The organism is Mesorhizobium oxytropidicola, assembly GCF_056174625.1.
This window is the reverse complement of the sequence record NZ_CM149692.1, coordinates 7,003,362-7,021,572: the sequence shown is the minus strand read 5'-3', so window position 1 is coordinate 7,021,572 and position 18,211 is coordinate 7,003,362. Positions and strand designations below refer to the sequence as shown.

Here is an 18,211-nt window from a genome sequence, read left to right as displayed (position 1 = left end):
AGTAACATCCCGCCAATCGTCGCCCTGCGCAAGCGGCTTGCTGAGGCAGTCCATAAGGTGGCCGAGTTGCGGACGGCGTTCGCGGTGAAAGGCCGCTAGGCGCCCGGCGCCTTGATCCTCGAAATCATGTCTTCCTGTTTTGCGGCCATGTCCGCGTCCATCGCGCCGAAGCGAAGGGTGCAGCGGAACATCCCTTCCGGAGCGACGCGAATGAGGCGGCCTCTTTCCTCCGCCGCGCGATAGCCATCGGGTTCGGCAGTTGCCGGCAGCACAAGGCCGAGCGCGTCCTGGTCGCGGCCGCGCGTGATCCAGCGCACCGCATAATTGAGTTCATCAGGGCGAAAGCTGACGAAATCCGCTGTCTGGTCAGGGTGGATCTGCAATGCGTGCGCCCAGCCTTCGGCATCCGCCCTTGCCTTCATTGTCAACACGAGTTCGGGGTCGATCGGCTCACCCTTGGTCAGCAGACGATGCCGCGAGGGATCGGCGACTATGGCATCGCGGTAGGCAAGGTAGCTTTCGCTCGGCGTGAAAAGGGGGGAAGCACCTGGCGCACGACAATGTCGGCGCGGTCATCGACCACGCTGTCGACCAGACGACCGTCATCCGCCGGTCTGAAGTTGATGTGCGCCAGATACATCAAATTCATAGGCGAGCGCTTCAGGTTGGTGATAGCGATGTCTACGGCAACGCCGCTGGCGTCGCGCTGCAGCCGCACGGTCGGTTGCGTCACATAGTCGTGGCTGAAGGCGACAGTCTGGCGACAGCGCCCAGTCAGGGCCATGAATGGCCCTTCGGCATTGTCCCCGATGATCAGCTGGACATCCCCATAGGGTGCATTGGGCAGGTCGCCATGCAACGGATGGCGGTCGTCCGGACCCGGATTCCCCATCGCAGTGGCGCCACAGTGAATGAAGAACGCGCCGTAGTTGGAGAGATAGTCCCGGGTCGCAACCGGCTCGTCGAACATCGAGCGCATGGTCAGCGAGCGGTTGAGGAACGTTGCGTCCCAAATCTGCTGGCCCTGGAACGGCAGGATGACGATTTCGCCCTTCGCATTGCTGATGCGAAGGCCGGCAACGCCGGATCGATAGCGGAAGGCGGTGGCGACAAGCCCGCAATATCGCGCCACGGTGGTGTCCAGCGGACCAAACTGTTCGGGCACGAGGTCGACGAAGACATGATCGGAATTTTCGTAATGCATTGTTTCGACCTTCATCTGCCGCAAGCGCGCATGCCGATAGTCGCAGGAAGCGCCTGGAAATCAACGGCAGTGCGCCTCGTATGCTCCGCCAAGCCGGCTGACGTTCTCGACAGGGCGGACCGGCAGTTTGAAGATCGCGCCGGGTGTTGGTCCGAGCTTGACGAATTTCACCGGACAATGGTCCTAAATGTCGGTCGGTACCCGTCAAAGTCGGTAGACTTCTCCCGGTTCGCCAGCTAGGCAGATCGATATCAAAAGAGGGCAGACTCGGGGACCATCCAAAGTGAAAATCAGATACGTCGCTGGCATAAGCTGGCCACGCAGTGGGCATCACCTGATGCATCGGCTCGCCCTGAGCTATTTCGGCAACGATTTCAATTATTGCCTGTTTTATCCCGCTGATAATCCTGATTGTTGCCGCACCTTCCCGTGCGTCCGGCGGGGGTCAAATTCTCGAAGAACCATGATTTCGATCTATCCGGGCGGATCCTGCCGGATGTTCCTTATCTGGTCCAGCATCGCTCGTTCATGCCTGGAACCGTATCGGACTTTGAACTGTATCTCCTCGATGGCGGCGCGGACACCAAGGAAAGCTTTAAAGAATTCGCACTCATCCGAACCGATGGATGGGCTGCCTTCATGGCAAAGTGGGTGGACAGCCGGATTAAGTTCGACCGCCTGCTGGTGGGCTACGAAGATTTTGTGTCCGACCCGCAAGGGACCATGAAGAGGGTGATCCCGTTCTTTGCGCCAGGAGAGAAACCTGATGAAGAACGCCTGGCGCGCATTGTGAAGAACGAAACCCACGTCGCCGTCACCAAGCAAGGCGGCGAGGAGTGGACGGCCAATGCCGGTGTCAAGGCGTTCCGGAAAGTCGAGGCCTTTCGGTTCTATGACGCTGGATTGTTCCGGGAACTGGAACTCATTGCGCAGGAGAAGCGCCGCGTGATTGCCAAAGAAGCCTCGCCACGCCCCTCGAGTGGCCGCTTCAGGCTACCGCTGATGAAAGCCATCTTCGGACGCTAGGTGGCGCCCGCAAAACCGGGGCGGCTCCTCGACGCCTCCGCGACAGCTTCAAAACCAAATGCGGGCGCAGACCGACAGGTCACCCGCGGTTCTATGCAGCGCGGGCCGACGGCAGTTCGAACAAATTGGCGCCGTTTTCCTGGCCGCGCTCGACATAGCCGATAATGCCGAACCATCTGGCGACGTCAGGCCCCTGCAGCCAGCTGCGCGAATGGATGGGCAGATTGCCGGCGAGCGCCTGGATGTGCCTGATATGCCGCTTGCAAAAGCGCACGGTGGAGGCGCGGAAGAAATCCTCCTGCGCGGCAAACAGCGTATCGGCGGCGTCGCTGTTCTCGTGCCAGGCGATGATCGCCACGGCCTTCTCGCCCTCGACCAGCGCGTGCGCCCGGCCTTCCTTCAAATTCATCATCAGATTGTCGTAGGCGATCTTGCTGTCCTTGCCGGCCGCCGCGTATTCGTCCGACATCCGCTTGGACAGGCCATGGAAGACATCCTCGAGATCCCCGAGCGTCGCTGCACGTGCTCTCATTTCACCTCCTGCAGCCCCACGGGAAGTTTGCCCTAGGGATGAGGGGGCGCCAAGCAAATTGAATCCGGATGCCGGCCTATCCGAGCAAAGCGATTTCGGCCGGGTTGCGCGGACGTGCCGATCATCCCGGGAAACGTCCTAAAATGAACGGCAGGGCGTCTCGTTGCCGCTGCATGCATGCGTTCGGGAATCTTGGTCAGGCAGATCGGCTGCAATCACCGCAATTCGTCAAGAAACGCCAATCGATCCCTCCTTGCCCGTTGGCAAAACAGAGATCGCTCTATTAGGATATTACGAATTGCTGAATTGCCTTATACTTGCACCGCGGCATGGAGGCTGGGGGTCTCTGGCATGATCGATTCAGACGTATTCGACTTTGTCGAACGCTGCAGGAGGCATACCGCAACCGGGCCGTTGCTGGGCGATTTGCTTGAGACTGTCAGGAATCTTGGCTTCGAGCACCTTATCCTGAGCGGCGTTCCCCTTGGCGGCCAAAAGCTGGCGCCGATGGTTGAATTGAACGGCTGGCCGGCGGGTTGGTTCGAGCGCTATGTCGCCGCCGAGCATGCCGCTGTCGACGGCGTTTGCATTTACTCTGCCAAGACGCTGAAGCCTTTTTTCTGGGCCGATGTTCCAGCGAAATGGTCTGATACGGAAGGCTCCAGACGCGTTGCGGGCGAAGCGACGGAATTCGGCATCTTGAGTGGTTTTGCGGTGCCGATGCTCAGCGTCCACCATTGGCAGTCCGTCCTGTCCTTCGCCTCCTCGCACAAGAGCTGCAGCTTGTCGCCACGCCAGCAGGTGCAACTGGTCACAATGGCGGTCTATGCCGGCATGTCGATCCAGGCCCTGTCGAACAACGATGACGGCGACGAAGGCCCGCTGAGCGATAGGGAGAAGGAAGTGCTGTTGTGGGCCGCGGCGGGCAAAACGTCATCGGAAACGTCCCAGATCCTCGGCCTGGCCGAGCGCACGGTCAAATGGCATTCGACAAGGGCGCGCGAGGCGTTTGGCGTCGCGACCACCATGCAGGCTGTCGTTGAAGCCGTGCGCAGGCGACTGATCCACCCTTAATGCATGTCGCCCAAAAGTGACCTCGATTTTGGGAGAACGACATGCATAAAAACAAAGACCTAAAGCGCGTCGCATGAATCCGTTTCAACGCGACGCGCTTTAGCCACGTCAACTGTCCGATCGGACAGGTGACGTACTTTAGAACGGCTGCAACTATTCCTCCGAGATCGATCGGGGGATCGCGCAATGATAAAAGTCCATGTCGTCAATGCGCTGAACAAGCATCTCTACGAAAACGAATTCGACGAGTTTCTGCGCCGCCGGCACGACTTTTTCGTGCATCAAAAACACTGGCGCCCTCCAAGTCCAGACGGTCGCGAGCTGGACCAGTTCGATACGGATACGGCGACGTATCTGCTCGGTATCGAGGACGGTCGCGTGGTGACCTCGGCTCGACTAATCCCAACGAGCGAGCCGCACATGGTCTCGGAGGTTTTTTCTCACATGTGCGAAAAATCGGGCGTGCCCAGACGTCCTGACTGGGCTGAATGGACGCGCACATTCGTCGTTCCCGACAAACGTTCGACCGGGCTGCGGGGCACACTGACGCAGCTGTGCTGCGCGGTGATGGAATACGCGCTCGACGAGGGCCTTGCCGCGGTGGGGGGCGTCCAGGAAACCTATTTCATGCCGCATCACGGCGCGCTCAAGTGGCAGGCCGAACCCATGGGCATGGCCAGGGAGCAAAACGGCGAGTGGTACATCGTCGCATACATTCATGTGAATGAGGCCGCCCTGGCGAGCGTTCGTAAAATACTCGGCGTGGATCACTCACTGCTGGTGCGGCGCGGCATCCAAACGCCCTTCAACAACAAGACCCTGCATTCCGTGTCTGCGTAGAAGACAATCGATCCCAAGGAGGAAAGCGTGAAAAACGCCGTCGTGGTCATCTCTGTAGCTATGTTGCTTGGATTTGCATCTGGTGCCCAAGCGAAGAAAGTCACCGTCTCCGGATGCGCGGAAGCTGGTGTTGAAAAGAGCTGCGTCGTGCTGAAGAGCGGAAAAAAGCTCTACAACATCACGCACGCCACCCCAGCGCCGACGGTGGGAACGTACGGCACGGTGACTGGAACGGTGAGCCGCGACGTGGATCCCTGCCAGCAGGGGACCATTCTCAAGCCGGCGAAATGGAAGCCTGATCCGAAAAAGGTCTGCGCCAACAACAAGTAGGAAAATTTCGAGGATCTCGAGATCGCACCGGTAGTCGGCAGCGACTCATCCATACGGCGGATCACTATCGGGACCTCGGCGAGGACAAATGCAATGGCCGACAAACTTGTTCGCGTTTATCGCCCAGACGGAAGCCTGCAATGCGGACTCGGTCGAGCCAGAACGCTGAGAGAAGACCAGGAGGTCCTTTCAGGACTGGGCGGGCACGCCATAAGCGCCGAAAAGCGGACCATCCCGGTCTTTATCCCTCAAATCTGCGGAGCGCCAACGGGACGCGCAAATACCTATGTGATCAAATCCGCCGAATGGGAACTAATCCTGAAAAGCTTCGTCGGACCGGCTGGCTTCGCTGAATGGCCCTACGACACGGCTACAAGCAAAATCTATAAGTATGATGGCACGTTGCAATGCGGACTTGGCCAACAAATACCTTTGGCAGAGATGGCCCAAGAGTTGCTCGATGCCGGCATACCAGTTATCTCAAGTCAGCAATCGTCTGACGGCCTGTTGCATATTGCCTTGTGTGGCGCCTTGACCGGTCAGATCAATGTCTACGAGATTGCTACGGCGGACTTGCTCAAGGCATTGCAGCTTGGTTTTGCTCCCTTGGCAAGTATTCCGGCCAGCAACCCCAAAACTGTAGCCGTCCGCGACGGACTACCGGTGCCTTGGCCATTTCCTTGGTAGCAGTGCACCTTGCAGATTTTTCAGCCGAGCCAACATCCTGGCTGGGGTAGTGGTGCCCAGAGGCGGATTCGAACCACCGACACGCGGATTTTCAGTCCGCTGCTCTACCAACTGAGCTATCTGGGCCTGTTCCGGCAAACGAAACCTCGCGCACCGGATTTCATCAAGGCGCCGTGGGGCGCCCCTTGAAAGCGCGTGGGTTATAGCACGGGAATTTAGCCTGTCCAGCGCTTAGGTGGCGATTTCCGGCAGGAAAAGAGAGGCTGTGGAAAGGGTGGCTTCATCAGGCGCATTCATCTCCGCAATGGCGCGCGGGTTGCCCCTTTCGGCCGTTGGGCATCGCGTGCACGTGCCGCCATGGCGCGCGGCAACTGCCGGGATCCGTCCTTAGCCGACGATCATGATGCCGCAGTGCCAACGGCAAGCGGCGACGGGCTGCCGCACTACCTGGCGCCGGCCACGCTTCTGCGAAAATCAGACGGCGTCATGCCGGCCAGCTTGCGGAACGATTTGTTGAAGGCGCTGAGCGAGCCGAAACCGGAGTCCATGGCGACACGCAGCACATTGGCGTCCTGGTGCATCAAAAGCGCCTGCGCGTAGCTCAGCCGCAACAGGTTGACATACTCGTTGAGCGTCATGCCGGTCGATTTCTTGAACAGGCTCATGGCATATTTGGGATGGATGTCGGCGGCGGCCGCGATGTTCATGCAATCGATGTCGTAGAGGAAATTCTCGGCGATGAAATCGCACATGCGCCCGACATTGCGCGACGATTGCTGGTCGAAGGCACTGCCGGCTTCCTGTCCGGCCGCCGTTTCGGGCACCAGCCGGTAAGGCTCGAACCGCACCCGCTCCAGCCGCAGCAGAAGCTCGTTGACGGCGTGCTCGGCCTTGGCCGGGTCGCCCGAGCGGGCGTAGCGGTTCCAGCGGGCGAAATTGTCGTTGTCGGATTGATCGGTGGCGGCGGTCACCAGCGTAGCACCCGTCATCAGTCGGTGGCGCACATCCGCCGGCAGATGCAGCCGGAAGAAATGCACCAAGGGCAGATGCGCACCGGCATAGATGGCGTCGTCGCTGAGATCGTCCATCTGGTGCGGCAGGCCGCCCCAGAAGAAGCACATCTCGCCGGCCGAAAGCGAAATCTCGTGCTCGTTCATGCGGTAGTGCACGCTGCCGCGCACGATGAAATTCACCTCGACCTGGGCATGCCAGTGCGGCTTCAGCATCACCAGCGGAGCGGTGTGAAACATCTGCAGGAGCAGCGGCAGGCCTTCCACGCTGCTGGCGCCTGGTTGGTAAAACGGCCGTTCCGGCATCTTACTTTCCGCCAATTCCGTATTCCCTTTGTCGGCGACAAGCCTTCCGCACTGCATAGTCTAGCCCGGCTCGCAGAGAGAGCAAATGAAATGGGAGGATTTCAATGCGCATCACACTGACCTGCGCCGCGCTCGCGCTTGCCCTGGGCTCAGCCCCGGCCTTTGCGCAGTCCGGCGAAATCACCATCTGGAGCTGGAATGTCGCCGCTTCTTCGCTGAAGGCGACAGTTGCCGGCTTCAACAAGCTGCATCCCGACATCAAGGTCACGGTCCAGGATCTCGGCAACCAGCCGACCTACGACAAGTCGATCGCCGGATGTGCCGCCGGCGGCGTCGGCCTGCCCGACATCGTCACCATCGAGAATGGCGAGGCCGAGAATTACTGGAGCCAGTTCCCCGACTGCTTCGTCGACCTGCACACGCTGGGCTACACGGCGGAAGACCAGAAGAAATTCCCCGATTTCAAACGCACCGAGCTCGAGGTCGGCGACAAGGCCTATGCCATGCCGTGGGATTCAGGCCCGGTCGCCGCCTTCTATCGCCGCGACTTCTACGAGAAGGCCGGCGTCGATCCGGTATCGATCAAGACCTGGGACGATTTCATCGCTGCCGGCAAGAAGATCCAGGCCGCCAATCCGGGCGTCTCGATGACCAACGCCGATTTCAACGGCGACAGCGAATTCTTCCGCATGATCTCCAACGAGCAGGGCTGCGCCTATTTCTCCGAGGACGGCCAGTCGATCACGGTCAACCAGCCCAAATGCGTCGACGCCATGACCAAGGTCAAGGAGATGAAGGACGCCGGCATCGTCTCGTCGGCCGACTGGGGCACCAAGATCACCAACAACACGGCCGGCGCCGTCGCCACCCAAATCTATGGCGGCTGGTATGAAGGCACGATCCGCACCGAATCGGCCGGTGAAAACGGCAAATGGGGCGTCTATCTGATGCCGAGCCTGACCGCCGACGGCCCGCGTGCCGCCAATCTCGGCGGCTCGTCGCTGGCCATCACCTCGGCCTCGAAAAACAAGGAAGCGGCCTACGAGTATCTGAAATACACGCTCGGAACCAATGAAGGCCAGATCACCATGCTGAAGGAGTTCGGCCTCGTCCCCTCGCTGGTCTCGGCGCTTGACGATCCCTACGTCAGCCAAGGCCTGCCCTATTGGGGTGGCCAGGCGGTGTGGAAGGATATTCTGGGCACCTTGCCCAAGGTCGTCCCCAGCCGCGGCACGCAGTTCCAGAGCGATGCCGAAATCATCGTTCGCGCGGTGCAGACCAAATATCTGGGCGGCGGCTATCCCGACGCCAAGGCAGCACTCGACGACGCCGCAAAACAGATCGCCGCGGCGACCGGATTGCCGGTCAAATCATAACCTCCCAAGGCCGAGGGTCCGGGGCGGCTCTTGCTGCCCGGACCCTGCGCCTGCGAGCTTGTCTGAAACACCGGATATGAGGGAGGAGGAAGATGCGCAACCGCAACGCCACGGCCTATCGTTTCCTGGCGCCCTATCTGCTGATCTTCTCCGTCTTCTGGGTGTGGCCGATCATCTCTTCATTCATGATCTCGTTCCAGGCGACACGCACCGTGCCCTGGCGCTTTGCGCCGGGCTTCAACTGGGGCCGGCTGATCGGCGATCCGGCCTTCTTCAACGCGCTGAAGAACACGCTGCTCATCCTCGTCATCCAGGTGCCGGTGATGATCGCGCTGGCCATGGTGATGGCCGTGCTTTTGAATTCGCCGCTGTTGAAGGCGAGGGGGCTCTACCGCTTCGCCTTCTTCGCTCCGGTCGTTGTCGGCGAGGTCGCCTATTCGGCGGTGTTCCGGCTGATGTTCAGCCTCGATTTCGGCATCGTCAACAAGCTCCTGAACAGCGTCGGGCTGCCCAAGATCGACTGGTTCTCCAATGTCACGCCGGCCATGGCGCTGATCATGATCGCGGTCACCTGGCGCTGGGCCGGCTACAACGCCATCATCCTTCTGGCCGGCATGCAATCCATCCCCGAGGATGTCTACGAGGCGGCGACGCTCGACCGCGTCAGCAAGCTCAAACAGTTCTTCCACATCACCTTGCCGCTCTTGAAGCCGGTCATCGTGTTCTGCCTGGTGCTGTCGATCATCGGCACCATGCAGCTGTTCACCGAGCCCTTCCTGATCACCGAGCGCGGCGGGCCGGGTGGCGGCACCGAGACGCTCGGCCTGCTGCTCTACCGCCAGGGGTTCCGGTCGCTCAATTTCGGCTATGCCTCGGCCGTCGCCTACACCATGGCGGCGCTGGCGATCGCCATCACGCTGGTGCAACTGTGGCTGACGAGGGAAAAGCAATGAGTTCGCTCTCTTCCGCCCGCCTGCGGCGCAGCATTGCGTTGCATCTTTTCCTCACCCCGCTGGCGCTGGTCTGGCTGTTCCCGCTGTGGATGATGGTGGTGTTCTCGACGATGCCCGACAACGGCATCTTCAGTCCCGGCATCGAGCTCCTGCCGCACGGCAACTTCGTCGACAATTTCAACAATCTGCAGCGCGACACCAACTTCGTCGGTGCCATTGGCATCTCCGTCTCCGTGGCGGTGACCTACACCTTCCTGTCGGTGCTGTTGACGTCGATGGCCGGCTGGGCGCTGGCCCGCTACCAGTTCTTCGGCAAGGGGGTGGTCGTCGGCATCATCTTCGGCACCATCACGCTGCCCTATGCGGTGGTGCTGATCCCGCAATTCATCATGGTGGCGCGCGACTTCCAGCTCGCCAACACCTGGGTGGCGCTGATCGTGCCGCCGCTGTTCAATTCGCTCGGCGTGCTGTTCATGCGCCAAAGCTTCTCGATGATGCCGGACGATTTGTTCGATGCAGCCCGCGTCGAAGGCGTGAAGGAATGGCGCATCTTCCTCTTCGTCGCGCTGCCGCTGGCGCGGCCGATGCTGGCCGCGCTCGCCATCATCCTGTTCCTTGCCTCCTGGAACAATTATCTCTGGCCGCTTTTGATCAACAGCCAGCCGGGCTCGATGACGGCGCCGGTGGCCCTCGGCACGCTGATCGGCCTCACCAAAGTGTCGTGGGGCGGCATCATGGCCGGCGCCGTGATGCTGACCGTGCCGATGCTCATCGTCTTCGTGCTCCTGCAGCGCCATTTCATCGCCGGCATCGCCGCCGGCGCAGTCAAGTAAGAGGCAGCATGGCAACCGTTACGCTGAGCAATGTGGTCAAGCGCTTCGGCGCCTTCGAGGTCGTCCATGGCGCCAACATCGACATCAAGGACGGCGAGTTCGTCGTCTTCGTCGGCCCCTCCGGCTGCGGCAAGTCCACCTTGCTCAGGATGATCGCCGGGCTCGAGGACATCAGCGGCGGCGAGATCGCCATCGGCGGCAAGCTGGTCAACGATGTCGAGCCGGCCGATCGCGGCATCGCCATGGTGTTCCAGTCCTACGCGCTCTATCCGCATATGAGCGTCGAGCAGAATCTCTCTTTCGGGCTGCGCATGACCGGCAATCCGAAGGCCGACACCGAGCGGCGGGTGAAGCGCGCAGCGGAAATCCTGCGCATCAGCGAATTGATGGACCGGCGCCCGAAGAAACTCTCCGGCGGCCAGCGCCAACGCGTCGCCATCGGCCGCGCCATCGTGCGCGAGCCGCAGGTCTTCCTGTTCGACGAGCCGCTCTCCAATCTCGACGCCGAACTGCGTGTCCAGATGCGGGTCGAAATCTCGCGCCTGCATAAGGAACTCGGCGCGACGATGGTCTATGTCACGCACGATCAGACCGAGGCGATGACGCTCGCCGACCGGATCGTCGTGCTGCGCGCCGGCCACATCGAGCAGATCGGCCGGCCGCTCGATCTCTACGACGATCCCGACAATCTGTTCGTGGCCGGCTTTGTCGGCTCACCCAAGATGAACTTCATCAAGGCGCAAATCGTCGGGCACGATGCGCGTGGTGTCATCGTCGAACTGGCGGGCCAGGAGAAGACCCGTATCACCCAGCCGCTGACCGGCGCTTCGCCCGAAGCGGGCAGCCCGAAAATTGGAAGTAACGTCATCGTCGGCGTGCGACCCGAACATTTCGGCGACGCCGGAGAAGGTGACACCGACCTTGTCGTCGCCATCGACGTGGTCGAGCATCTCGGCGGCACGAGCTTTCTCTACGCCAGGACGGCGCATGGCGAAGACGTGGTGATCCAGCGCGACGCGGCGAAGGTTCCCGCCACCTCCAAGGTCACCGTTTCCATCCGCAAATCCTACCTGTTCGACGAAAACGGGTTGCGGCTGCGCTGACCAGCCGCCCCTTCCAGCCTTCAAGGAGAATGACAATGACCGCAACCACGCCCATCCGCTGGGGCATTCTTGGCCCGGGCAGCATCGCCCAGGCCTTCGCCGGCGGCGTGGCCGCTTCGCGCACCGGCAGACTGGTCGCCATCGGCGCACGCAATCCCGCCAAGCCAGGCCTCGCGGAGAAATTTCCCGGCGCCCGAATCGTCGACGGCTATGAAGCGCTGCTTGCCGATCCTGACATCGATGCCATCTACATTGCGGTTCCGCATCCCGGCCACGCGCAATGGGCGATCAGGGCGGCGGAAGCGGGCAAGCATGTACTGTGCGAAAAGCCGCTGGCGCTGACCGCCTTCGAGGCCGACGCCATGATGCATGCCGCGCGCAAGGCCGGCACCTTTCTCGGCGAAGCCTTCATGTACCGGCTGCATCCGCAGACGCTGAAACTGGTGGAACTGGTCAAGTCGGGCATCATCGGCGAGATCCGCATGATCAAGTCGAGTTTCGGCTTCGCCATGCCGCGCTTCATGCCTGAGCACCGGCTCTATGCCAACGATTCTGCAGGCGGCGGCATCCTCGACGTCGGCGGTTATCCCGTGTCGATGGTCCGGCTGATTGCCGGGGCGGCGGCAGGCCTTCCCTTTGCCGAGCCGGACAAGGTGGTTGGTACCGCCCATCTTGGCCAGTCGGGCGTCGACGAATGGGCCTCGGCGCTGCTGCATTTTCCCGGCGGCATCGTCGCCGAGGTGTCTTGCAGCATCTCGCTCAACCAGGACAATGTTCTGCGCATCCTCGGCACCAAGGGCAGCATCGAGGTGCCGGACTTCTGGTTCGCCGGGGGAAATCGCGATATCGGCCTCGGCCGGATCGACGTGATCGGTGCTGACGGGTCGCGCGAGACGGTCAGCGTCGACGAAAAGCACCATGTCTATTCCTTCGAGGTCGACGGGGCCGGCGAGGCCATCCTTGCCGGGCGGCAGGAATTCGCCTGGCCGGGCATGGACTGGGCCGACAGTCTCGGCACCTTGCGCGTGCTCGACAGATGGCGTGCCGCGGCTGGGCTGGAATATGAGATCGAAAAGGCTACGCTGCGCACCAGCACCATCTCCGGCCGGCCTCTGCGGTCGGGCGGCACAGCGATCGGCAAGCGCGCCATTCCGGGCCTGGCGAAACCAGCGTCCGTCGTGGCGCTCGGCTTCGAGGATTTCCGCACTTTCTCCTCGGGCTCTATCCTGCTCGATGCCTTCTTCGAGGCCGGCGGCAACCTCTTCGACACCGGTTTTGTCTACGGCGCCGGTTACACCGAAAAGCTGCTTGGCGAATGGCTGAAAAACCGTGGCGTGCGCGAGCAGTCGGTGATCATTGCCAAGGGCGCGCATTCACCGCTCTGCTATCCCGACGTGATCGGCAAGCAGCTTGCCCAGTCGCTCGACCGCCTGCAGACCGACCATGTCGACATCTATTTCATGCACCGCGACAATCCGGACGTGCCGGTCGGCGAATTCGTCGATGCCATGGATCGCGAGGTCAAGGCCGGCCGCATCCGTGGTCCGTTCGGCGGCTCGAACTGGACGATGCAGCGCATGGACGAGGCGATTGCCTACGCCGAGCGTACCGGCAAGCAGAAGCCCGGTGCGCTCTCCAACAATTTTTCGCTGGCCGAAATGCTGGAGCCGATCTGGGCGGGTTGTGTCACCTCGTCCACCGACGACTGGAAGGCATGGCTGACATCCAGGCAGATGCCGAATTTCGCCTGGTCGAGCCAGGGCCGCGGCTTCTTCACCGAGCGCGCCGGGCGCGACCGGCGCGACAGCGAGGAACTGGTGCGGGTCTGGTATTCGGAGCGCAATTTCGGCCGTCGCGACCGGGCGATCGAGCTTGCCGCCAGACTGCGCAAGAGCCCGATCCATATTGCGCTGGCCTATGTGCTCAATCAGTCTTTCCCGTCGGTTCCGCTGATCGGGCCACGCACGCTGGGCGAACTGGACGACAGTCTGCGGGCGCTCGACATCGCGCTTTCGCCGGCCGATCTCGAATGGCTGGACGGTGGCAGCCTGCACGCCGCCTGATAGGACACGCCTCAAAGCGGCGTCAGGTCTCGTTATCAGACACCCTGACGCCGCGCCTGGCCGGAGTTCTCGATGCTGGCGTACATGCCGGTGGTGCGGAACTGGCTGGGCGTCGTGCCGTAGAGTCGGCGGAAGACCTTTGAAAAATAGTTTGCGTCCTCGAAGCCGCACAGGCTGGAGACTTCCTTCACCGGCAGGAAATCCGCCTTGGTCAAGAGCTTCGCTGCCCGTTGCAGGCGCTGCTGCAGGACGAACTCGGCCGGCGGCAAGCCTTCGCTCTCGGCGAAGCAGCGCGAGAAATGAGCGCGGCTGAGGCCGCTGATCTGGACGAGGTCCGCCACCGGCAGCGGTTTGTCGAGATTGGCATTGATGTGGTCGATGACCGGCTGCATGGCGCTCAGTTTCTCGGCAAAGGCATGGGAGCCGAAGACATCGTCGTAGAGCGCCATCGCCGCCTCATAGGCGATAGCGGACGCGGCACCCGGCGAGGCCGCCCCCTTGACCAGACGCAGGCTGCAATCGGCAAGGTGATCGATCGTCGTCGGCTGCAGCCGGAACACCGGACCGGAGACGCTGAGGATCGACTTGTGGATCCGCAGCGCCTCCTCGCCGTTCATCGAAATCCAGAAATATTCCCAGCGCTCGTCCTTGGCCAGCCAGTAGCGGTGGTTATGCGGCACCAGCACCAGCAGCGTGTCGTTCGCTTGCAGGCGATAGTTGCGGTTTTCGTAGCGCAGCTGGCCGGTTCCGCTGATCGTGTGCTGGAGCACGGTGAATGGCGTCTGGCCGCGCTTGCGCCCATCCCAGTCGTAGGTCTCGTCCTCGCGCACCTCATAGCCGGTGCTCGTCGGCATGGCGTGCAGGCGCTGGCGCCCCCCGCGGCAGCGAGATCGTCCGCATCGACTGTCCGTTGGCGATCAAATCCTGCAGCACAAAATTACCCTTGAAAGCATAATCCTTCTCTGGTCGCGCTCGTGAATAAGGGCATAATCGCCCCGGAAAAGCGAGAGAGATCCGCAGGCGAGGAGCGGACAGGGAGGTTGGCAGGCCGGAATCCGGCTTGTCGCGCACACATGCCATGGCATGTGGCTGCAGCCCGCCCCTGTCATTCCCGGCCTGTCATTGGAATAGGATGAGGTGCGGCGGATGAGTTTCAAAATCGCTATCATCGGTGCGGGCAGCGTCGGATTCACCAAGAAACTGTTCACCGACATCCTCTGCGTGCCCGAATTCAGGGATATCGAATTCGCGCTGACCGACCTCAGCGAGCACAATCTCGGGATGATCAAGGCGATCCTCGACAGGATCGTCGAGGCGAACGGATTGCCGACAAAAGTGTCGGCGACAACCGATCGCCGCAAGGCGCTGGAAGGCGCGCGCTATGTCATCAGCTGCGTGCGGGTCGGCGGTCTCGAAGCCTATGCCGACGATATCCGTATTCCGCTGAAATATGGCATCGACCAGTGCGTCGGCGACACGATCTGCGCCGGCGGCATCCTCTATGGCCAGCGCAACATCCCGGTGATCCTCGACTTCTGCAAGGATATCCGTGAGGTCGCCGCGCCGGGCGCCAAATTCCTCAACTATGCCAACCCGATGGCGATGAACACCTGGGCGGCGATCGAGTACGGCAAGGTCGACACGGTCGGCCTCTGCCACGGCGTCCAGCATGGCGCCGAGCAGATCGCCACGGTGCTGGGCGCGAAGTCCAGGCAGGAACTCGACTATGTCTGCTCCGGCATCAATCACCAGACCTGGTTCATCGACCTGCGGCTGAACGGCCGCAAGGTCGGCAAGGACGAGCTGGTTGCCGCCTTCGAGGCGCATCCGGTCTATTCGCAGCAGGAAAAGCTGCGCATCGATGTGTTGAAGCGCTTTGGCGTCTATTCGACCGAAAGCAACGGACATCTCTCCGAATATCTGCCCTGGTACCGCAAGCGGCCCGACGAGATCACGCGCTGGATCGACATGTCCGACTGGATCCACGGCGAGACCGGCGGCTATCTGCGCTACTCGACCGAAACCCGCAACTGGTTCGAGACGGAATATCCGCAATTCCTCGAAGCAGCATCGAAGCCGATCGATCCGACAAAACGCTCCAACGAGCATGCCAGCCACATCCTCGAGGCGCTGGAGACCAACCGTGTCTATCGCGGCCATTTCAACGTCAAGAACAATGGCGTGATCACCAATTTGCCGCAGGACGCCATCATCGAATCGCCCGGCTTCGTCGACCGCTTCGGCATCAACATGGCCGCCGGCATCACGCTGCCGGAAGCCTGTGCGGCCACCTGCATATCGTCGATCAATGTCCAGCGCATGTCGGTCCATGCCGCGATATCAGGCGACATCGATCTCTTGAAGCTCGCCGTGCTGCATGACCCGCTGGTCGGCGCGGTGTCGACGCCGGAGGAAGTCTGGCAGATGGTCGACGAAATGGTTGTCGCCCAGGCCGCCTGGCTGCCGCAATACGCGCATGCGGTTCCGGCCGCCAAGGAACGGCTATCGAAATCGCAGGTGAAGACCCGCGAATGGGACGGCGCCGCACGGCGAAACGTGCGCTCGATCGAGGAATTGCGCGCCGAGAAAGCCGCGCTCAAACAGGCCGGCTGAAAATCTCGGCGCAGCGACGGACCTTGGGAGGCAGGTCCGCCGCAGTCAGCGTCCAGGCAGAAGACGCGCAGCAGCAAACGTCTGAACACGAGGGAGGAGATAGATAATGAGGAATCTACGCAGCATTGGCATTGCCGCCGGACTGGCGCTGAGCGTCTCCGTTCCGGCGCTCAACGCCTTCGCATCAGAGCCGACAGTCCCGCCGGTGCCGGCGACCTTTCCGGCCGAGGGCAAGATCAAGTATGTCCCGCGCGACTCCATCCTGGAGTTCAAGGCGCTGCCGGAATATCACGAGCCGGACTGGGTGACGGAGAAATACGTCAAGACCGGCAAGCTGCCGCCGGTCAAGGACCGGCTGCCGAAGGAGCCGCTGGTCTTCAAGACAGCCAACATGCCGGATGGCATCGGCGTCTATGGCGATACGATGCGCCATGTCATCGGCGGCCGGCCGGAGGGCTGGAACTATGGCGCCGGCCAGACGCAAGGCTGGGGCGGCATCGATATCGGCCTCTCCGAATGCCTGACGCGCACCGCGCCGCTGTTCCAGGTCGAAGCCAAGGACACCGAGCCGCTGCCGAACCTCGCCAAGAGCTGGGAGTGGTCGAAGGATGGCCACAAGCTGACCATGCATCTGATCGAGGGCGCCAAATGGTCCGATGGCGTCGCCTTCAACGCCGACGATGTCATGTTCTACTGGGATGACGAGGTGGTCGACCCGAACGTCTCGCCGCTCAATGGCGCGACGCCGGAAACCTTCGGTGTCGGCACGACGCTGAAGAAGATCGACGACTACACCGTCGAGTGGACGTTCAAGGACGCCTTCCCGAAACAGTACCTCTACGCCATGGCCTACGGCACCTTCTGCCCCGGCCCCGCGCACATCTTGAAGCCGCAGCATCCGAAATATTCGAAGAACACCTACGACCAGTTCAAGAATGCCTTTCCGCCGGAATATATGAACATGCCGGTGATGGGCGCCTGGGTGCCGGTCGAATACCGGCCGGACGACATCATCGTCATGCGCCGCAATCCTTACTACTGGAAGGTCGACGAAAAGGGCAACCAGCTGCCTTACCTCAACGAGCTGCAGTACAAGCTGTCGACCTGGGCCGACCGCGACGTCCAGGCGGTCGCCGGCTCGGCCGATTTCTCCAATCTCGAGCAGCCGGAGAATTTCGTCGCCTCGCTGAAGCGCGCGGCGGAAGCGAATGCGCCGGCGCGGTTGGCCTTCGGCCCGCGCCTCATCGGCTACAATCTGCGCCTGAACTATTCCGGCAATGGCTGGGGCAACCCGGACGAACGCAGCCAGGCGGTCCGCGAGCTGAACCGCAATGAGGACTTCCGCAAGGCCGTCACCATGGCGCTTGACCGCAAGGCGCTGGGCGACTCCCTCGTCAAGGGTCCGTTCACCGCCATCTATCCCGGCGGCTTCTCCTCGGGCACCAGCTTCTATGACCGCAAGTCCACCGTCTACTATCCCTTCGACCTCGCGGGCGCCAAGGCGGAACTCGCCAAGGCCGGTCTCAAGGATACGGACGGCGACGGTTTCGTGAACTTTCCCGGCGGCACCGCCGGCGGCAAGAATGTCGAGATCGTGATGCTGGTCAACAACGACTACGGCACCGACAAAAGCCTCGCCGAAGGCGTCGTCGCCCAGATGGAAAAGCTTGGCCTTAGGGTTGTGCTCAACGGTCTCAACGGCACCCAGCGCGATGCGTCGCAATATTCCGGCCGCTTCGACTGGCTGATCCGGCGCAACGACCAGGAACTGACCTCGGTCGTGCAGAACACCGAGCAGCTCGCACCCGTCGGTCCGAAGACCAGCTGGAACCACCGCGCGCCGGAAAGCGGCGAAGTCGACCTGATGCCTTTCGAAAAAGACCTTGTCGACATCGTCAACAAGTTCGTCGCGTCAGAGGACAATGACAAACGCGCCAGTCTGATGAGGGAGTTCCAGAAGATCTCGACCGAACATGTCTACAATGTCGGCCTGACGGAATATCCCGGCGCGCTGATCGTCCACAAGCGCTTCTCGAACATTCCGCAGGGCACGCCGATCTTCATGTTCAACTGGGCCGAGGATTCGATCGTCCGCGAACGGGTCTTCGTCAAGGCCGACAAGCAGGCGAAATACGAATTGTTCCCGCAAGAGCTTCCCGGCAAGCCTGGAGACAAAGGTCCGATGTAAGTTTACCTCCCCTGACCAAGACCCGGCCGCGCTGCTGGCGCGGCCGGGTGAACCAACCCTCCGAACGGCCCTC

Annotated in this window: 16 protein-coding genes, 1 tRNA gene and 1 pseudogene; 12 read left to right on the top strand and 6 right to left on the bottom strand. The window is 61.6% G+C overall.

Going from position 1 to position 18,211, the window contains the following annotated elements; translation table 11 throughout:
• Positions 1-95 precede the first annotated feature (95 nt).
• Both AC0V8S_RS34785 and AC0V8S_RS34780 read right to left on the bottom strand, forming a co-directional pair.
• On the bottom strand, positions 96-422 hold the full coding sequence (locus AC0V8S_RS34785; protein ID WP_475436150.1) for a hypothetical protein: 327 nt from the start codon (positions 420-422) through the stop codon (positions 96-98).
• A gap of 68 nt (positions 423-490) precedes the next feature.
• A complete protein-coding gene (locus tag AC0V8S_RS34780) occupies positions 491-1,204 on the bottom strand; it encodes a DUF4432 family protein (RefSeq protein WP_475436149.1) in 714 nt (237 codons plus the stop codon).
• 411 nt (positions 1,205-1,615) lie between these two features.
• Between AC0V8S_RS34780 and AC0V8S_RS34775 the strand changes: the two genes are divergently transcribed.
• Positions 1,616-2,230 (top strand): hypothetical protein, encoded by a 615-nt coding sequence (locus AC0V8S_RS34775; protein ID WP_475436148.1) that lies wholly within the window; start codon positions 1,616-1,618, stop codon positions 2,228-2,230.
• A 91-nt stretch (positions 2,231-2,321) separates the two neighbouring features.
• Here the strand turns inward: AC0V8S_RS34775 and AC0V8S_RS34770 are convergent, their stop codons facing one another.
• Entirely contained in the window at positions 2,322-2,762 is a 441-nt protein-coding gene (locus AC0V8S_RS34770; RefSeq protein WP_183456252.1) for a hypothetical protein, read from the bottom strand.
• Between the two features lie 351 nt (positions 2,763-3,113).
• On the opposite strand from AC0V8S_RS34770, the gene AC0V8S_RS34765 reads away from it, so the two are divergent.
• From AC0V8S_RS34765 to AC0V8S_RS34750, 4 genes are all read left to right on the top strand, one after another.
• Positions 3,114-3,836 (top strand): LuxR family transcriptional regulator, encoded by a 723-nt coding sequence (locus AC0V8S_RS34765; protein ID WP_183456254.1) that lies wholly within the window; start codon positions 3,114-3,116, stop codon positions 3,834-3,836.
• Positions 3,837-4,022: 186 nt separating this feature from the next.
• Complete coding sequence (locus AC0V8S_RS34760; RefSeq protein ID WP_183456256.1) at positions 4,023-4,676, top strand: acyl-homoserine-lactone synthase; 654 nt, start codon at positions 4,023-4,025, stop codon at positions 4,674-4,676.
• Between the two features lie 27 nt (positions 4,677-4,703).
• Positions 4,704-5,006 carry a hypothetical protein gene (locus AC0V8S_RS34755; protein ID WP_183456258.1) on the top strand — a complete coding sequence of 101 codons (303 nt, stop codon included), beginning with the start codon at positions 4,704-4,706 and terminating at the stop codon, positions 5,004-5,006.
• 93 nt (positions 5,007-5,099) lie between these two features.
• Positions 5,100-5,693 (top strand): hypothetical protein, encoded by a 594-nt coding sequence (locus AC0V8S_RS34750; RefSeq protein WP_475436145.1) that lies wholly within the window; start codon positions 5,100-5,102, stop codon positions 5,691-5,693.
• Between the two features lie 50 nt (positions 5,694-5,743).
• On the opposite strand, the gene AC0V8S_RS34745 is transcribed toward AC0V8S_RS34750, so the two are convergent.
• Together AC0V8S_RS34745 and AC0V8S_RS34740 are read right to left on the bottom strand one after the other, a co-directional pair.
• Positions 5,744-5,819 (bottom strand) — tRNA-Phe (locus AC0V8S_RS34745).
• 317 nt (positions 5,820-6,136) lie between these two features.
• Positions 6,137-7,009, bottom strand: a complete 873-nt coding sequence (locus tag AC0V8S_RS34740; RefSeq protein ID WP_183456262.1) for a helix-turn-helix domain-containing protein — start codon at positions 7,007-7,009, stop codon at positions 6,137-6,139.
• Between the two features lie 104 nt (positions 7,010-7,113).
• On the opposite strand from AC0V8S_RS34740, the gene AC0V8S_RS34735 reads away from it, so the two are divergent.
• The 5 genes from AC0V8S_RS34735 (at position 7,114) to AC0V8S_RS34715 (ending at position 13,337) form a co-directional block, all read left to right on the top strand.
• Entirely contained in the window at positions 7,114-8,385 is a 1,272-nt protein-coding gene (locus AC0V8S_RS34735; RefSeq protein ID WP_475436144.1) for an ABC transporter substrate-binding protein, read from the top strand.
• Positions 8,386-8,477: 92 nt separating this feature from the next.
• The gene (locus AC0V8S_RS34730) at positions 8,478-9,338 is read left to right on the top strand and encodes a carbohydrate ABC transporter permease (RefSeq protein WP_183456267.1); all 861 of its coding nucleotides are present in this window, start codon (positions 8,478-8,480) and stop codon (positions 9,336-9,338) included.
• Entirely contained in the window at positions 9,335-10,171 is an 837-nt protein-coding gene (locus tag AC0V8S_RS34725; RefSeq protein WP_475436141.1) for a carbohydrate ABC transporter permease, read from the top strand. The genes AC0V8S_RS34730 and AC0V8S_RS34725 overlap by 4 nt, the downstream gene beginning before the upstream one ends.
• 8 nt (positions 10,172-10,179) lie before the next feature.
• Positions 10,180-11,274, top strand: a complete 1,095-nt coding sequence (locus AC0V8S_RS34720) for an ABC transporter ATP-binding protein (protein ID WP_475436140.1) — start codon at positions 10,180-10,182, stop codon at positions 11,272-11,274.
• A gap of 35 nt (positions 11,275-11,309) precedes the next feature.
• Entirely contained in the window at positions 11,310-13,337 is a 2,028-nt protein-coding gene (locus AC0V8S_RS34715; RefSeq protein ID WP_475436138.1) for an aldo/keto reductase, read from the top strand.
• Between the two features lie 22 nt (positions 13,338-13,359).
• On the opposite strand, the pseudogene AC0V8S_RS34710 reads toward AC0V8S_RS34715, so the two are convergent.
• Positions 13,360-14,417, bottom strand: a pseudogene (locus AC0V8S_RS34710) (AraC family ligand binding domain-containing protein).
• A gap of 66 nt (positions 14,418-14,483) precedes the next feature.
• Here AC0V8S_RS34710 and melA point away from each other — a divergent pair.
• Positions 14,484-15,950: an alpha-galactosidase gene (gene melA / locus AC0V8S_RS34705; RefSeq protein WP_475436137.1), complete on the top strand. Its 1,467-nt coding sequence runs from the start codon at positions 14,484-14,486 to the stop codon at positions 15,948-15,950.
• A gap of 106 nt (positions 15,951-16,056) precedes the next feature.
• Entirely contained in the window at positions 16,057-18,138 is a 2,082-nt protein-coding gene (locus AC0V8S_RS34700; protein ID WP_475436135.1) for an ABC transporter substrate-binding protein, read from the top strand.
• The last annotated feature ends 73 nt before the right edge of the window (positions 18,139-18,211 follow it).

What these genes read in the sequence shown, in the direction of transcription:
- AC0V8S_RS34785 (WP_475436150.1), bottom strand. Translation starts at nt 422, where the DNA reads ATGAAGGCAAGGGCGGATGCCGAAGGCTGGGCGCACGCATTGCAGATC.
- AC0V8S_RS34780 (WP_475436149.1), bottom strand. Translation starts at nt 1,204, where the DNA reads ATGCATTACGAAAATTCCGATCATGTCTTCGTCGACCTCGTGCCCGAA.
- AC0V8S_RS34770 (WP_183456252.1), bottom strand. Translation starts at nt 2,762, where the DNA reads ATGAGAGCACGTGCAGCGACGCTCGGGGATCTCGAGGATGTCTTCCAT.
- AC0V8S_RS34765 (WP_183456254.1), top strand. Translation starts at nt 3,114, where the DNA reads ATGATCGATTCAGACGTATTCGACTTTGTCGAACGCTGCAGGAGGCAT.
- AC0V8S_RS34760 (WP_183456256.1), top strand. Translation starts at nt 4,023, where the DNA reads ATGATAAAAGTCCATGTCGTCAATGCGCTGAACAAGCATCTCTACGAA.
- AC0V8S_RS34750 (WP_475436145.1), top strand. Translation starts at nt 5,100, where the DNA reads ATGGCCGACAAACTTGTTCGCGTTTATCGCCCAGACGGAAGCCTGCAA.
- AC0V8S_RS34740 (WP_183456262.1), bottom strand. Translation starts at nt 7,009, where the DNA reads ATGCCGGAACGGCCGTTTTACCAACCAGGCGCCAGCAGCGTGGAAGGC.
- AC0V8S_RS34735 (WP_475436144.1), top strand. Translation starts at nt 7,114, where the DNA reads ATGCGCATCACACTGACCTGCGCCGCGCTCGCGCTTGCCCTGGGCTCA.
- AC0V8S_RS34730 (WP_183456267.1), top strand. Translation starts at nt 8,478, where the DNA reads ATGCGCAACCGCAACGCCACGGCCTATCGTTTCCTGGCGCCCTATCTG.
- AC0V8S_RS34725 (WP_475436141.1), top strand. Translation starts at nt 9,335, where the DNA reads ATGAGTTCGCTCTCTTCCGCCCGCCTGCGGCGCAGCATTGCGTTGCAT.
- AC0V8S_RS34720 (WP_475436140.1), top strand. Translation starts at nt 10,180, where the DNA reads ATGGCAACCGTTACGCTGAGCAATGTGGTCAAGCGCTTCGGCGCCTTC.
- AC0V8S_RS34715 (WP_475436138.1), top strand. Translation starts at nt 11,310, where the DNA reads ATGACCGCAACCACGCCCATCCGCTGGGGCATTCTTGGCCCGGGCAGC.
- melA (WP_475436137.1), top strand. Translation starts at nt 14,484, where the DNA reads ATGAGTTTCAAAATCGCTATCATCGGTGCGGGCAGCGTCGGATTCACC.
- AC0V8S_RS34700 (WP_475436135.1), top strand. Translation starts at nt 16,057, where the DNA reads ATGAGGAATCTACGCAGCATTGGCATTGCCGCCGGACTGGCGCTGAGC.